Genomic DNA, 16,882 nt, shown 5'->3' on the forward strand with positions numbered 1-16,882 from the left:
ATCCCCCTTCCCCCATGAAAGGCGGCCCCCATGGCCATGGACTTCGAGAGCATCCTCAAGGACGCGATGTCGGCCCTGCACGAGCAGCGGGACAAGATGCTGGAGGCCAAGCGCGAACTGGACGCGGCGACCGCGTCCGTCACCTCCAAGGACCGCATGGTGTCGGTGACGGTCGGCCCCCAGGGCCAGGTGGTCTCGATGACCTTCCACACCAAGGCGTACCAGTCGATGGCGCCGGCCGAACTGGCCGCCGCCCTCGTCACCGTCCTCAACGAGGCACGGGCCAGGATGGGCAGCGAGGTCATCGAGCGCATCAAGGGCCTCCAGGACTTCAGCGGCCACCTGCGCAGCGTGACCGGCCTCGCCGGCACGCCCGCCGATATGGACGAACTCCTCAAGCCGCTGCGGTCGATGGCCCCGTCCTTCGACACGGAGGCGTCCCTGGAGGAGCTGAGGGCCGCCAGGCAGGAGGAGTTCGCCGCCGAGGAGGAAGCGGCGGCCCGCCGGGCCTCCGAGCAGAAGGCGAAGCAGGACGAATTCGAGGCGGAGGCCGAGAACCGCATTCCCACCGGAAAGCAGGAGGAGTTCAGTGGCTGACGACCTGAAGGTCCTGAGCGACCTCAAGGGCAAGTTCGCCCATTACGAGGACTACCAGCGCTGCCTCACCGACCTGAGCCGGACGATCGTGGAGATCAACCGGATCAACAAGGAGTCGGCGGGTCAGGACGAGATCGGCAAGACGTATCACAAGCACGTCGACAGGCCCACCGAGAACCTGACCGAGACCCTCGCGTACGTCACGAAGCGGCTGGGCGCGGTGACGGAAGCGGGCAAGGAGACGACCGACACGATGGCCAAGGCGGACGAGGAGGCCGGGTCCCGGGCGGACGGCTTCTGAGCCAGTCCCCGCCCGGTTCCGTACGAGACGCGCCCGCCGTCCCGGTCCGGGACGGCGGGCGCGTCTCGTACGGAACCGGGCGGCCGTCCTCCTGAACCGCGCGGGCGGCCGTCCCCGTTCTCCCGGGCACAACCGTCCGCCGATCAGAGGACCTCCGCCCATGGCCATCAACCCGCCCGAGGGGATCGCCGACTTCCTCGCCTTCGTGTCGGGCATGGAGTGGCCCGAGGCCGACGAAGACCTCATGCGACGGGTGGCCGAGCACTACGGTTCCATCGCGGAGGACCTGGAGACGCTGTCCGGATACGTCGTCGAGCTCATCCCCATCGTCAAGAACGACTTCGAGGGCGAGGCCGCCGCGTCGTTCCTGGTCGCGATGCGGGACCTGACGGGCCAGACGGCGGGCGCGAACCAGCTGGAGCAGACGGCGGAGCTGTCGCGTCAGCTGTCCGAGGTGGCGCTGAAGGTCGCCAACCAGGTCGAATACACGAAGATCATGGCGATCCTCCAGCTCGTGCAGCTGCTGGCCGAGATCCTGTTCGCCACCCTCTTCTCCGCCTTCACCTTCGGCGCGGTGTGGGGCCCGGTGTCGGCGCTTTTCGCGGCGACCCGCGAAGGCCTCCACCAGCTCTTCCGCTGGCTGCTCCAGACGATCGTCAGCCAGACCTTCATCGGCATCATCGGCGGCGTCTTCCAGGACACGGTGATCCAGCTCCACCAGCTCACCTCGGGCCACACCAAGAGCTGGAACACGGAGTCGCTCCTCGACTCCGTCAAGCAGGGCGCGCTGAGCGGCGTGGTCGCCGGCCCGCTGGAGATCCTGTCCCACTACGGCGGCAAGCTGCTCGGCCGGCTCCTCGGCGGCAAGCCCCCGGCCTCGATCATCAGCAAGCGCGTCGACGACATCCTGAAGGAGACCGGCGACAAGCTGAACGACGTCGCGCCGAACCCGAAGCCCGACGTCACGCCGGGCGGGGCGACGAAGCCGGACGGCCCGACGCCGAAGGCGAAGGAGGACCTGCCCCCGACCCCGCCCAACACGCCGCCGACGGCCGTGACCCCGCCGCCGGTCCCGCCGAAGACCGGCGTGACCCCGCCGCCCGTTCCCCCGAAGACCGGTGTGACCCCGCCGCCCGTTCCCCCGAAGACCGTCGGGGACGGCCTCGTGCCCCCACCCGCCGCCGTCAGGCCGAAGCCGGAGGCGCCGGGCGGGGGCACGAGCAAGCCGGGCGCCTCCGCGCCGGGGGCTTCCGGTGCGGGCAAGGGAACCACCCCGCCCACGGGCAGGACCGGCGCCCCGGCCACCCCGCCCAAGGCGGACGTGCCCACGACCGGCAAGGGCGACGTGCCGACGACGGGCAAGGGCGAGGTGCCGACCCCGAACAAGGGCGACGTGCCCACGACCGGCAAGGGCGACGTGCCCGGCACGGACAAGACCGACGTCCCGGCCCCGCCCAGGACGGAGACCGCAGGCGGCGACGCGGGTTCCGGCGTCGGCAAGGCGGGCTCCGGGGACGTGCCGACGGCGGGCACGGGCGCCAAGGTCCCCGACGCGTCGGGAGCCGCCGGCCGTACCGCGGGCGACGTCGAGAACCCGATGGACGACCTCTTCCCCACCCCGGAGGCCCGCTCGGCCTTCGCCAAGGACATCGGCGAGCTCTTCGGCGGGGTCGCCCGCAATCTGGAGACCGGCTTCATGCGGCACGGCGAGGGCAGCATCGCGCACTCGTTCTCCGAGAAGATGGGAGAGGTCTTCTCCAAGCACCTCGGGCGCGAAGGAGCCGAGGAGGCGGGCAAGGCGTTCGGCGAGATGCTGACCCAGAAGTGGGGCCGGCTCGGGGCGGACCACACCGAGCTGCCCGGCCTCCTCACCGAGGCGATGGGCGATCTGGGCAACCTGGCTCCGCTCAAGAACCTCGCCGACTCGATGCCGACCCTGTTCGCGCGCTCCGAGCACGGCAACGCCCTGGCCCGCGTCTTCAAGCAGGAGAACCCGCTCCAGGGCAATCCGATGTACCAGCTCGGCGGAGCGATCTCGTCCCTCCTCAACGAGGGCACGAACGAGATGCTGAGCGAGGGCTTCTACAACCTGATCTTCGGCGACGGCACGTTCAAGGTCAGCGGCGGTCCGTTCGCCTCGGGCGTCGCCATGGGCGCGCTGAGCGCCGGTCTGCACCGGGCGTTCGAGCCGATCATGGTGAAGTACCAGAACTGGGTCCTCACCCACCAGCACGCCGACAACCCGACCGACAGCAAGTACTTCGGCCTGCTGCACCCCATCAACATCGCCTCGTTCGTGTCGAACATGACGGGCAACCCGGCCCCGTGGCCGGTCCCCCGCCCCACCTCGGACCAGCAGGAGACCAGCTTCAGGCAGGACATGAAGGACATGGTGAACTGGGTCTTCTCCCACCCCATCACCGGCACCCCCTTCTTCACTGACCTGCCGCAGCAGCCGGACGCCGCGGGCGAGGGCGACGGCGGCGACGCTTCCTCGTCCACGAACGACGGCGGCGGCACGTCCTCGTCCACGGGCGACGCCCCGGCCCCGCCCTCGGACGGTACCGGGAGCCAGGAGGGCGACGGAGGCGCGGAAGCGGCCGGCACGCCGTCCCGGGCCACCGTCTCGTCCGACCTCTCCTCCCTGCTGGGCGGTGACACGGACAGTCCGTCCCCGGACCTGACGGAGCAGAACGGGTCCGCGCCCCGTCCCGTGACCCAGAGCGGCGGTGACAGCCTGTTCACCGTGCCCACGGAGCGGGAGAACACCACCACGGAACGGCAGACCGTCGCCGCGGAGGGCACGGAGACACAGACCGGGGCCACGCCGCGCCGCCGGCCCCACCCGCTCCAGGCGGAGAAGGACGCGGCCGCCGCCGAGGGGCTCGACTACCTGCTTCCGTACGACCCCGATCATGACGACGACCTGGTCACCGATGGCCCCGAGGTGTCCGAGGGCACCGCGAACGCGGCCGGCGGCGAGGACGAGGACCGCCGCGCCGGCACCGGGAATGCCCACGACGCCGGCGCCGGTCGCCTCGGCGACGCCGGCCGCGACGACGAGAACGACGACGGCAGGACGGACGACGGCGCCCTCCCGCGGCCCGAGACCTCCGTCCGGGACATCCCCTCCGGCATCGCCCTGGGTGTCCTCAGCCCCGCCCAGACCGGCGCCCTCCGGTCGATCCCGAAGCGCCCCGGCGTCTTCGTCGTCGGCATGCACACCGATCCGAACGCCCCGAACGATCCGGACACCGTCCTCAAGGCACTCACCGACGCCCACGACGAGGGTCGTCTCGACGACGTCACCGAGATCCATTTCACCGCCTGCAACCTCGCCTCGCCCGTGCACGAGTCGACCGTGAAGACGGTCATGAGCGGCCTGTGGAAGCACCGGGCCGGTACGGGCGCCGAAACCGGCCCCGACCCGCTGACGGCACGGGCCGCCGACGCCCCCGTCTGGTACGTGCCCACGACGGGCGGCGACGCGGCGGGGGGACACCTCCTCACCGCCCAGCACATCGGGCTCACCGGCGACGGGAGGATCGCCGTCGTGAACCGGGGCGCCTGGCACGTCTACAGCGACGGCGGCGACCCGGACCACACACCCGACCGAACGACCCCCGACCCCGACGCCCTCCCCGACGACGCGGTCGCCTTCCTCTTCCGCGCGCCCGAGGTGGACGCGGAGCACCGGGACGCGGTCGAGTTCGGCGACGACGGCCGCCCGCCGGTCGACAACGGCGAGGGTTCCAGCACCGGTGCCCGCCGGCTCCCCGACGACGCGCAGGACCGGACACCGCCCCGGGAGGACCCGCCCGCCTGGGCCCCGGACGCCTCGATCGAGGACCTGGTCCGGATCCGCTACCTGCAGGAGTCGGAGAGGTACGAAAGGCGTCTCGCCGACCACCTGTTCACCCTGCGACCGGTGCAGGAGATGGCGGAGTTCCTGGCCCGCGCGGTCGTGCACAGCCTCCGCGGCACCCCTCTCTACGGCGGGCTGGGCCACCCCAGCAGGTCCGTCCCCGGGTCCGTGGGCGAGGACCCCTCGGAGTGGGAGCGGGTGGCGGAATCCGGCAACGCGCGCGAGCGGATGACGCTGTTCTTCCAGGCCATCGCGTCCACGGCCCTGCCCACCCTCGTCAACTTCCCCGCCGACTATCCGTCCTCCCTCCACGAGGAGCGCACGCAGCGGAGCGGCAACCCCGACGCAGCCGAATACGCGGCCCTGGACAAGTTCCGCGGGAAGCAGACCGCGGAACGGTGGAACTCCTCAGAGCTCGCGGGGAAGAGGGAGAGGTGGCACGCGCTGGACTCGGTCATGCGGCCGTTCCGGGCGGACGAGGTCACCCCGCCCCTGAGCCGGACCGAACGCGAAAGATCAGTGAACGACCTGGGGAAGATGGACTGGAACCCCGGCGGAATCAGTCTGCGGATCCGGATGGACCAGCTTTACCAGCAGAACGCCGAGAGGGCGGGCCGGCTGGTCAGGTCGGGCACCTCTGGATCGGGCTTCTACTTCCACCGGTACGCCGAGATGCTGGCCAGGCGCGTGCGCTTCCCGATCGACCACGGCGTGCTGCGACTCGCGATCACCGCCGCCTTCCTCAGCGAGGGGCACCACACGCTGCCCGAGGTGATGGCGGCCTCCTCCCTGTTCGCCGAGGAGTACCCCCTGGACCGGGACCCGCGCCCGGACGTCCGCGTCCTGCTCCAGCCGGTCGATGGCCCCTCTCCGGCCTGGAACCGTTACATGTCCCTCCCGCCCCTGTCACCGGAACACCTCCGCAACGAGGTCGCGCGCGACGGCCTCTTCCCCCACGAGCACGCCGAAAACCTCCGGCGCGTCCTGCTGGAACGACGCGGACCCGACCCGTCGTACGACACGGACGACGACGCGGACAGCGACGACGACACCGCCAGCTACATGAGTTACGGGACCGACAGCGACGAAAGCTACGAGACGGACAGCGACGAGAGCGACGAGAGCGACGACGATTCCCACCCCACGGCTTCCGGTTCCGCACCGCACGACACCGCCGGTCCCGGCGCGTGGGCCGCGCCCCTGACCCTCCCCGTCCAGGACATCCCCTCCGGGATCGCCGTCGGCCCGCTCTCCCCCGCCCAGACCGCCGCACTCCACGCACTCCCCCGACGCTCCGGCGTCTTCGTCGTCGGCGCACACACCGACCCCGACGCCCCCCACGACCCGGCCACCCTCCTCAAGGCCCTCACCGACGCCCACGACCAAGGCCGTCTCGACGGCGTCACCGAGATCCACTTCACCGTCTGCGACCTCGCCTCCCCCGTCCACGAGAGCACCATCAGAACCGTCATGAGCGGCCTGTGGACACACCGCGCGGCATCAGGCACGCCCACGCCCGACCCGCTCACCGCCCGCGCCGCCGACGCGCCCGTCTGGTACGTCCCCACCGACGACGGCGCCCCCGACCGTCCCCACCGCCTCCTGACCGCCCAGCACATCGGTTTCACCCCCGACGGAAGGATCGCCGTCATCGGGCAGGGCACCTGGCACGTCTACGGTGACAGCGGCGATCCCCACCACGCACCCGTCCGCACCACCCCCGCCCCGGACGCCCTTCCCCACGACACGGTGCGCTTCCCCACCCCTGCGCCCGCGACCGTCGCGGACCACCCCGCCGCCGTCAAGTTCGGCCGGGACACCGTTCTTCCGCGCCTCCTGTCCGCACACCTGCCACGGGACCGGTGGACGGCCCTGCTGTCCGACCCCGGGACGGCGGACCTGCTCGCGGAAGTGACGGACACCCCGCCTTCCCCGGACGGCACCTGGCACACGATGGACGCGGAGGCGTACCGGGAACTGCGGAGGCGCGCCGGAGAAGAGGAGGACAGTCCTTCGGCCGAAACCGTCGAGGAGGCGTTCTCGTACTACTCTCCCGGCTCTTCCACCGACGCCCGCGCCCGTCTGGAGGCCGTGGTGGGCCTGATCAGGGAGCTCCTGCCCGAAGCCCACGGAGGGACGCTGCCCCCCAGCCTCCAGGTCCTCCTCCAGCGTCTGCTCCAGGACCAGGGCTTCCCTCCGGCCCGGCTGCCCGACATCGCCCGCACCACGGCGTTCTGGTCGGAGAACGAGCCCGGCCTCCTGACGGCCGAGCTGGCCCTCGGCATGGCCGACGCCCGGGACACGGACGTCCCCCTCAACGGGGAGATCACGATCGCACCGGCGGCGACGCCGTCCGACGTCTCCCTGACGGCCCTGCTCAAGGATCCGGACGAGAACCAGCAGGCCCTGCTCCAGGAGCTGCTGGCGGGCCCTGGGCTCCCCGGAAGCCCCTGGCACGCCCTGGACGCCGACACATACCTCGCCCTGCGCTCCCGGGTCGCGGGCGGCTCGCCCGACGCTCCCGAACCGCAGGTACGACAGACCGTCGAGGAGGTCCTGCACACGTACGGGAAGGCCGTGCGCGCGGCCACCACCCGCGTGGGCCAGCTGAAGGCCGTCGCCGACGCCGTCCTGACGCTGCACGCGACCGACGGCGTCCCGGGTGCACCGGACGACACGCTGACCGCCCACTCCCGGTTCCTGGTCCCCAGGATGCTGCTGGACCTCGGCATCGCTCCGGTGCCCCTGCCGGACAAGCTGCACAAGGAGGCTGCCTGGCTGAAGCCGAAGAGGCCCCAGATGAGGTCCGCCCGGATCCTGACCTTCGCCACCACCGTCGCAGACGCCGTCCTGCCCGCCCCGTCCGGTCCCCCCGCCTCGGCTCCGGTGGACGGCGGCGGCACCGACGTCGCCCCGCCGGGCCACCGGACGACCGGCGGCGACGCCCCCGATGCGCCGACCGCCCCTCACGCGTCCGGTTCCTCGACCGCCCCTCCCGCCCCCGCGCCCCGGAACACCGCCGCGCCCGACGGGGACGCGGACCCCGAGCCCAAGGACTGGCGGGAGGAACTGGACTCCCTCGGCACTCGTACGCAGGAGGAGACCACCGCCTATCTGCAACTCACGAAACCCCCGATCACACTGGTGGGTCGGGCGGACCGGCTCCTGCGCACCGCCGACCGGCCCTACACCGCCCTCACCAAGGACCTCCCGTCCGACGCGGAACACTGGCTGGCGGTGCGGATCCCCGCCGGGGACGGCGTCGACACCGGCGACGGAAAGATCCTGGTCGGCAAGGACCGGCTGACGACGGTGACCCTCACCGGCCCGGACGCCGTGCTCGGTTCCCTCCGGGACTTCGAACGCGAACTGCTGCCCAAGAACAGTCCGGAACGCCCCCTGCCGCTCGCCGTGCTGAGCCGCGTCGGGCAGGCGCTGTACGTCAACCCGGGCGCCGACGAGCACCACAGCGCCGTCCGGACCGCGGTCCGGGCGGCGTACGCGGAGGCGTCGCGCGACGCCGAACGGGCGCTCGGCGAGTACCTCACCCGGCGCGAGGACGTCCAGGAACAGGTGCGGACGCTGGTGAAGGCCGCGTGGGAGAAGCTGCCGCACGGTGAGCGCCGCAGCCTCGGCAGCACAGAAAAAACCGGCAGCGGATCCGTCGGTACCGACCTGGGGACGTTGGAAGAGGTCGTCAGGAACGGGAACATCCGCGAGCAGATGTACCTGCTCGTCACGGGGGCCCACGCCCCCATCAGGAAGCTGCTGGAGCTGAGGAAGCCCGAACCGGAGATCCTCACCCGCGAGCGGAGTGCGCAGGGCACGCCCGAGAAGGAGCGGATCCAGCAGGACACCGACATCGTTCTGGACATCAAGGAAAGAAAGAAGAAACTGAAGGAGCACCATACGGACCCATCCACCCTGCAGCAGCTGCTGGATGCCGAGGAACTCCCCCGGCGTACCGAACTGCTTCCCGAGGACGTCGTTCCACCGCTCAGCGAGCGCGAGCGGGCGCACGTCCTGGAGGACGGACTCCTGACGTGGGAGCCGGGCGAGCGGCACCGGCAGATCGCGCTGCGCACCAAGAGCCAGGTGACGGCCGAGGCGACCGGCGGACTGATGAGCGCGGGGACGTCCAACACGACGTACTTCGTGCTCACGGTCGTCCACGCCATGAAGGAGAAGTGGAAGGTCCCCGTCGACTACCAGCTGGTCCGGCTCGCCCTGCTGGCCGACATGCTCCCGATCGGACACCACACCTTCCACGAGGTGATGACGGCGTCCGAGGCGTTCGAAAAGGACGTGCTGGCCGTGCAACACCGGCCTTCCGGATCCACGCCCTACGAGAAGGTGCTGTCGTACACCGACGACTGGGGCAGGTTCCGTTCGCTCGCGCCGCTGACCGAGGGCGAACTGCGGGAGGTCATGCCCGGCGGCAGGTTCCCGGACGAGGTCGCCCTGGGGCTCGAAGCGCACGAGCGGACACCCGCCGCACCGCCCGCCGCACCGCCCGCCGCACCGACGGCGCGGCGCACCTCGCGGGCGCTCCCCGCCGGCGAACTGCAGGCGCTCCTGGACGGGACACCCGGTCTGACCGATCGCACCGCCGGGCTCCTGCGCGAGGCACTCGGCGACGGCGGGAACACCAGCCGCGACTGGCGTCGGCTCCACGTCGGCTCCTTCCTGGCCCTGCACCAGCGCGTCATCCGGTCCGACGAAGACGCCCTCCCCCCGCAGCCCGACGTGTGGGACGAATTCGGCTCCATCCTGGAGCGCCTGTGGGGCATGCCCCCGGACGTTCCCGATCCGGAGGCGCTGCGACTGCCCCTCGACTGCTTCGACCACTACTACGCCGCCGTACAGGGCGACCCGGGTGACCGGACCCGTCTGACGGCCCTGGCCGTCCTCCTCCTGGAGCTGCGGAAGGACGAGAACCTCCCGGAGCCGGGCGCGGACGTCTCCATCGCCCTCGGGGTGGTGGCGCAGCGGCTCCTGGTGGACCAGGGCTATCCGCCCGCGCTGTGGGGCGAGGACGTCGGTTCCCCGGGCTTCTGGCCGGACGACGTGCCCACGCTGGTCCACAAGCTGGTGGCGGCCGTCCACCGGTTCACCCGCCACGAACCGGTGCGGCGGACGCCGGCGGGCATCGCCGTCGGCCCCATGAACGCGGCCCAGTCCAGGATGCTCGGTTCCCTGTCGCCGAGCCCCGGCGTCTTCGTCGTCGGCATGCACACCGGATCGGACACCCGGCACGACCCGGCCGTTCTCCTCAAGGCCCTCGTCGACGCCCACGACGAGGGGCGCCTCGACGGCGTCACCGAGATCCGCTTCACCGGCTGCGGCCTGGCCACACCGGTCCAGGAGGACACGGTCGGAACGGTCATGAGCGGGCTGTGGAAGCACCGGGCCGGGGGCGGCGCCGACGCCGACCCCCTCACCGCGCTCGCCGGCGACAACCCGGCCTGGTACGTGCCGGGCTCCTCGCTCTTCACCACCCGTCCCGTCGGCGTCACCCCCGAAGGGAAGCCCGCCGTCCTCGGGGACTCCACGCGCTGGCACCGCTACACCGACACCGGGACCGCCGACCACGTCCCCGCCCGCGCGGTCACCGATCAGGACGGGGTACACGCCGACGCGGTGCGCGGCGAGACCGGGGCGGAGGCGCCCCTCCACCCTGTCGCGACGCGGTTCGACGGCACTCCCGTCCCCGACGCGTCCGGTTCCTCGGCCGAGCGGATCGCGGAGCTGACCGCGTACCTCGCGCGGTCCCACCAGGACAACGGCACCCACCACCTCGTCGATCCCGATGCCGGACCGGGCGAGGCGGAGCGCGTCCGCAGCGTCGTGGCGCGGTTCCCCGGGGACGACCGGTTCTTCACGCTCGCCAGTCACATCACGGGGAGCGACGGCGCCCCCGTCTGGCGCGGTCGCCGGGTCGGCCCCGACGAGCTGGCCGGGGCGCTGTCCCGGCTCGCCGAGGACGGGGCGTGGGACACCTCCAAGCCCCTGCGGTTCGCCGCCTGCGGTCTGGGCGCGGACGCGGAGCGGTCGTACGCCGCCGACACTCTGCGGGAACTGCGGAAGCTGCGGCCCGATCTGCCGCTCACCGCGTACGCTCCCCGGTCCACGCTGTGGTTCGTGCCGTCGGTGACCGACGCGGACCCGGCGGGCACCGGTCACACGGTGGTGGCCCGGCAGGTCACCTGGGGGCCGGACGGAAAGCCCCGGCTCACCCCCGACCGCTGGGTCAAGCTGTCCTTGCCGGCGGACGGGGACGGCACGGTCGAGGCCACCCTTCTCGACGCCCACATGCCGCCGGACGGCCTGCTGTCCTCCGACGACGTGCCGGTGACGACCCGGACGCCGGAGGGGTACCTCCTCGACGACGGCGTCACGAGCGGGGATTCCATCCGTGCCGTACCGTTCGGCCCGGCTGCCGGCACCGACGACGACGGCCGGCCCGAAAGCAGCGCCGCCGCCGGACGCCTTGCCGACGCCGCCGCCTCCGAAAGCGGTGGCGCCGTCGGCGACGGCGCCGTCGTCGCCTCCTCCCCGGAGGCCTCCCCGCCCCCCAGGGCCCCCTGGTACACCGACCGGAAGGCGCTCGGCGACGGGTGGGTCACGGAGGTGACCGGGCCGCTCCCGGACCACCGGAAGACGACGGAGCTCCTGGCACCCCTGGCGGAGCAGGCGGGCGGGAAGGGGACGGCGGACCGGATCGTGCGGCGGCTGATCCCGCTGCTCGACCGGCGCACGCCCGCCGACTGGGACGAGTTCCTGCGCAAGGGCGCGGTCTTCTCCGTGGACGAGAAGGTCGTGATCGTGACCGCCGGGCCGGCCGGGCTCTCCCACCACGCGGTCCAGCCCAAGAACGAGCTGCGCCCCTACGCCTCGCGCAACCAGGCCGCCACCGGCCACGCGCTGTCCTCCGGCGGCAACCTGGGAACCTCCGGCGGCGTGGACGCCGTGGCGAAGCTGGTGGGCCTGGGCGACCCGACCGGGGTGATCCCGTCCGTCAAGTTCCAGGTCGGCGGCACGTACGGCTCGTCCCGCACCGCCACGACGGAGACCCAGGCCGCCGGGCGGACCGTGATCAAGGAGATGAACGAGTTCGACGGCGGCGTGTCCCTGCAGGTGCACGTCGTCGACCGGAAGGGCGGCGGCGGCACGGCGGACGTCGTCCTGCCCGTGGGACTGCGGTTCGCCTTCCCCGCGGACGTCACGCCCGAGGCGCCGGAGACGGACTGGCAGGTCGTACGGCCCGAGGCGCTCAAGAGCGTGCTGTCCACGGTCAACGCGATCGCGCCGGGGCCGCTCCTGGTCGATCTCGCCGCGACCCTGCGGAAGGCGGGGTTCGCCTCGGACTCCGTCGCCCGGTTCGTCTCCGACGTCGCCGACGGCTTCTTCAACGAGAAGTCGCTCAAGGACGGCAACCAGTGGTGGAGCACCGGGAGCCTGACATCCCGGGCGTTCAGCGGCGAGGGGCTGTGGAAGCCGCTCGGCGGCCACTTCGTCGTCGGCGCCGTGCTGACCGGCCTGCGGCCCAAGGGCAGCACCGGGAGCGCACTGCGGGTGCGGGAGGACTCCTCCGACACGTTCGGCGTGAAGTCGAGCGGCAAGCACGCCGACAGGACGGGCGTCTCGCTGGGCGTGTCCGTGCCGCTGGACACCTCGAAGCTGACCTTCGTCGCGAGCGCGGAGCTGGGCATCAGCGCGTCCCGTTCGCACAACTTCGACGTGGGCGGCTCCGACAAGAGCAAGGTGAAGATCAAGCACAAGGAGGAGATCCAGGCCGAGTACCACGCCACGGCGCGGTTCCACGTGGAGTTCTTCTCGACGTCCAAGCGCCCGCCGCTGTCGTTCACCTCGACGGTGGAGCTGGCCGTGGGCGTGCCCGCCTCCCGGTCCGCCGACTTCGAGAACCTGCTGCTCGGCCCGGAGACGGAGCGGTCCCCGGCGGAGCCTCAGCCGACCCGGGACACCACGCCGGTGACCCCGTACCCCTCGCGCTTCCAGGTCGCGGGGACGGCCGTGCGCGCCGTGCTGCGGCTGGCCCGCAAGGGGCCGTCCACCCTCCTCGCCCCCGCCTCGGCCCCGCCGTTCCCGAAGCAGCCGGTGACGGGCCCGGCGGGGCTGCTGAAGGCGTCCTGGCTGCACCCGATCGAGATCGCGGCCCCCGGCGGCCGACTCCCGGCCGGCGGCGCGTGGGCGGGTCTGGACGGCAACCCGCGGGTGAAGGTCGTCGACCAGGACCGGTCCCACACGCTGGCCTCCCCGGGCACCACCGGCCCGGCCTTCCGCCACCAGGTGGACGTCACCGGACGGATCACCGGGGTGCAGCGGCTGCGCTCCTCCACCTTCACCGAACTGTTCGGCCCCCTGCGGGCGGAGGGCCACGCGGACCGGCTCGCCGAGCTCCACGCCCAGTACCCCTGGCTCGCCTTCGAGGTGCGGTCCGCCCCGGGGAGCCCGCCGAACCTCGTCCCGCCCGTCCCCGACGGCATCACGCGGCTGCACGTCCGCCCCGGCGCCGACGGGGCGCTCACTGTGCTCGGCACCGTGCACCACCCGGTCGAGCAGGCCGTCCTCAAGGAACCGCCGTCCTCACGGAACCGGCGGCCGACCGAATACGCGGTCGGGGTGACGCGGGACGGCGGCCCCATCGGTCCCGTCCGACGGGAGGACTTCGCCAAGGACCCGCAGGAGCCGGTCGCCCTCGCCTCGCGCACCGGCCTCGGCCCCGGGGTGGCCGCCGAACTCCCCGGTTCCGAACAGGTGCTGCGGATCGCGCGGAACTGGCTCGACGGCCACCTGGAGCCGAAGAGGCTGGACGAGGACCGGTACGCGCAGTTCCACCGGGAACTGGAGGCGGCCTTCGGCACGCCCGCCATGCGGGCCCACTTCGCCGACCTCCTCGGCCCGGGCGTCCCCGTCGTCCTGCGCGTCGGCGACCGGGAGATGCGGCTGCACCTGCGCAGCGAGCTCCTCGCCCTGCGGAGCAAGTCCACCGAGGACGGCCTGTCGACGACCCGCGCGGTGACCCGGAACACCAACCAGGCCGTCGGCGTCGGCGACCAGGTCGCCGTCTCCCTCTCCCTCGGCGTCACGCCCCGGTTCGAGACCGGGAAGGACCGGCGGGTCGAGGTGCCCATCGGCAAGATCGGCGGCGGCTTCACGCTCTCGAACACCAAGAAGTCGGTGGCCACCACCGTCAAAACCACCCGCGAGCAGGAGACCAGCGGCGGCCACACCGTCTTCTCCTACGAGGTCGCCCACCACCTGACCGCCACGGTCCACGGGAGCGGGGGCAAGCTGCTCTCCGGCACGTCCCAGACCGTCGAGGGTCCCGACGTGTCCGCGCTGGTGCGCGTCGGCGACGACCACCTGGCGGTCCCCGGCCCGCCCGTCTCCCCCACCGTCGGCACCGTGCAGGACCTCGCCGGGGACGACGCTCCGTGGCGGGCCGGCGCCGGAACCCCGTTCCTCCCCTCCCTCCAGCAGGGCACCGGCAACATCCACCCCGACTTCCTCGGCACCCGCGACCTCACCCTCGTCGCAGCCAGGATGGTCGCCGGGAACGGCGGCGGGCAGCCGCCCAGGGACCTGGACGACGCGTTCGGGCGGCGCTCCGGGGACGCCGTCGGCGCCCTGCGCCAGGGCCTCACCCCGGAGATCGAGGACGCCTTCACTCCGGCCTTCCTCCAGTCCCAGTTCGAACAGCTCATCGGGGCGGACGGCGCGGTGTTCCCGCTGCCGCCGGCCCCGTCCGGCCGCGCACAGGCACTCGTGATCCGGCTGCGCGCGACCCAGCCCCTGCACGAGGGGACCGGCGTCGGGACCAACCTGGCGTACGGGGCGGAGACCGGCACCAAGACCAGTACGTCCAGGACCGGTTCGAAGAACTTCGGCGCGGGGATCGGCATCGGCGGCTTCGCCGGCTTCACCGACAAGGGCGTCTCGGTCGCCGGAAACACCTCCCTGGACTACAGCCACACGCGCACCACGGTGCGGACCGACGCCTCGGCGAGCACCCTGTCCTCGACCCTGACGCACAAGGGCGCCACCCACCGCTACCGCGCCGACGCCCTCTACGAGATCACCCACCACACCTGGGACCCGGCGGGGCGCCTCTCGACCGGCCCGTCGAACCACACCGCGACGAAGCGGTACGTGCGGGTGGACGGCGGTCTGGAACTGACCGTGCCCGACCCCGAGGCTCGCGCCCTGGGTCTCGAGGTCCCCGGGGATCCGCTGCCCGGCACCGAGCCCGGCACCCGCGCCTACCTCGACGCCGACCTGGCGAAGGCCGTCGCGCACGTGGAGAAGCTCGACGCGAAGGACGTCCTGCCCACGGTCAGGAAACTGCTCGGCAGGCTGAAGGGCATGCCGGAAGGCACCGACGGCAGCATCCCCACCGACCTCTCCCGGGGCCTGGGTTCGGTGTTCTCCGCGGAGTCGCTGCGTGCCAACTTCACCGCGCTCAGCACCACTTCGGTACGCCAGCTGGTGAAGCTGCGGCAGCCGGGCGGCGGCACCCGGCTCATCGGCATCCGGGTCGGTGCCGAGGTCGGGCCCCCGGTCCACGTGGGTTCCCGCGAGGACGTCACGCTCACCACCGGCGACACCGCCACGGAGTCCGCCGCCTCCGCCACCGGATCGTCGAACAGGCTGGGCGTGCAGGCGTCCCTCACCGTGAAGGGGCTCGACGCGGAGGACAAGCCGCGCGGCGGCGTCAAGGCCGGTGGCGGCCTGGAGGGGTCCGTCGGCTCGACCCGGACCGAGACCTCCTCGGAACGCGACCAGCACACCGTGGAGTTCGCCGGTACGGCCCAGCAGTTCACGCACCCCGTCGTCTACCGGGTGGAGGTCTTCGACGCCTCCGAACCGCACCAGCTGACCCGGATGGCGGGGGCCGCGCTCAAGGCTCCCGCCCAGTTCGTCGACTGGGCCACGGACGGGCGGGCCGGACGCTGGTTCACCGAGCGGTGGGGCGAGCAGTGGGAGACGTTCTTCCCGTCCGGCCGCACCCCGAAGCAGACGGACACGATCCCGGGCGGGGCGGCCTGGCTGCTGGTCCCCGACCACCTGACCGGGGAGGCTCCGGCGCCCCCCGCGCAGACCGTGCCGGCCACGCCTCCCGCACCGGCCGAGCCGAAGGCCACGGTCCGCCCGCGGGGCCCCTCGGCCGTACTGCCGGACATCGGGCGGCTCGGAGCGGACCTGGCCCCCGCGGTCCAGGCCCTCTCCCTGCCGAAGCTCGACGCCGTCGTGAAGTGGCTGCCCACCGCCGCGGCCCTGCCGCACCGGGTCGCGGGCGAGGACACCGAGGCGCTCACCCGCGAGGACCTCGCCCCGACGACCCTGGCGGGCCTGCGGACGGACCTGCTGACCACCGAGCGGAACCTGCGCGCCAACATCCGGCAGCTGCTCGGCGACGGGTACGGGGTCCCGGTGGCGGGCGGCAAGGAGGTCACCGTACGGCTGCTCGTCCGCGGCACCGCGCACCTCGCCTCGGAGACCTTCGAGACGATGGTGGACACGGGCGCCCGGGAGCGGGAGACGGAGCGCGAGCGGGACAGGACCACGCTCGGCTGGTCCGCCTCGGTCGCCCCCGACGTCCGCGTCCACCTCGCGGACACCGGGGAACAGGGGGGACCGGGCGTCTCCGAGATCGCCACCAACCTGAACCTGCCGTCCCTGAACATCGGCGGGGAGTCCGGGCGCAGTTCCAGCACGAACCGGAGCGAGACGGTCGACGAGCGGGAGAAGAAGAGTGGCGTCCACCACTACTACAAGGCCGACGTCACCTGGGTCCTCACCGGCAGCCGGGGGACCACCGTCGAGGTCGAGGTGAACGGCGGGCTGATCGGCCTCCTGCCCGACGCCACGGTCGACGAGCTGGAGAAGAAGCACGGAAGGTTCGGCAGAAAGCCGGCCCCGGCGACGACGACGGAGGAGAACCCCACGCCCCAGAACGGGAACGGGAACGGGAACAGCAACAACGGGAACGCGGGCGCGAGCGAGATCGAGGAGGCTCCGGTGCCGGTCCCGCTGCCGGGCGGCTCCTATGTCATGCCCCTCCAGGACTGGAGCTCCTGACCGGTCGGCGCCGGACG

3 protein-coding genes are annotated in these 16,882 nt (G+C 72.5%); all 3 read left to right on the forward strand.

The window, feature by feature from the left end:
- Window positions 1-30: 30 nt before the first annotated feature.
- The 3 genes from CP977_RS01220 to CP977_RS01230 all read left to right on the forward strand — a co-directional run bounded on the left by CP977_RS01220 (window position 31) and on the right by CP977_RS01230 (window position 16,865).
- Window positions 31-597, forward strand: a complete 567-nt coding sequence (locus CP977_RS01220; RefSeq protein WP_062760841.1) for a YbaB/EbfC family nucleoid-associated protein — start codon at window positions 31-33, stop codon at window positions 595-597.
- Entirely contained in the window at window positions 590-898 is a 309-nt protein-coding gene (locus CP977_RS01225; protein WP_062760842.1) for a hypothetical protein, read from the forward strand. The genes CP977_RS01220 and CP977_RS01225 overlap by 8 nt, the downstream gene beginning before the upstream one ends.
- Before the next feature lie 160 nt (window positions 899-1,058).
- Entirely contained in the window at window positions 1,059-16,865 is a 15,807-nt protein-coding gene (locus CP977_RS01230; RefSeq protein WP_152369450.1) for a WXG100-like domain-containing protein, read from the forward strand.
- The last annotated feature ends 17 nt before the right edge of the window (window positions 16,866-16,882 follow it).

Origin of the sequence: Streptomyces cinereoruber (assembly GCF_009299385.1) — a bacterium.
Classification (GTDB): Bacteria; Actinomycetota; Actinomycetes; order Streptomycetales; family Streptomycetaceae; genus Streptomyces; species Streptomyces bikiniensis.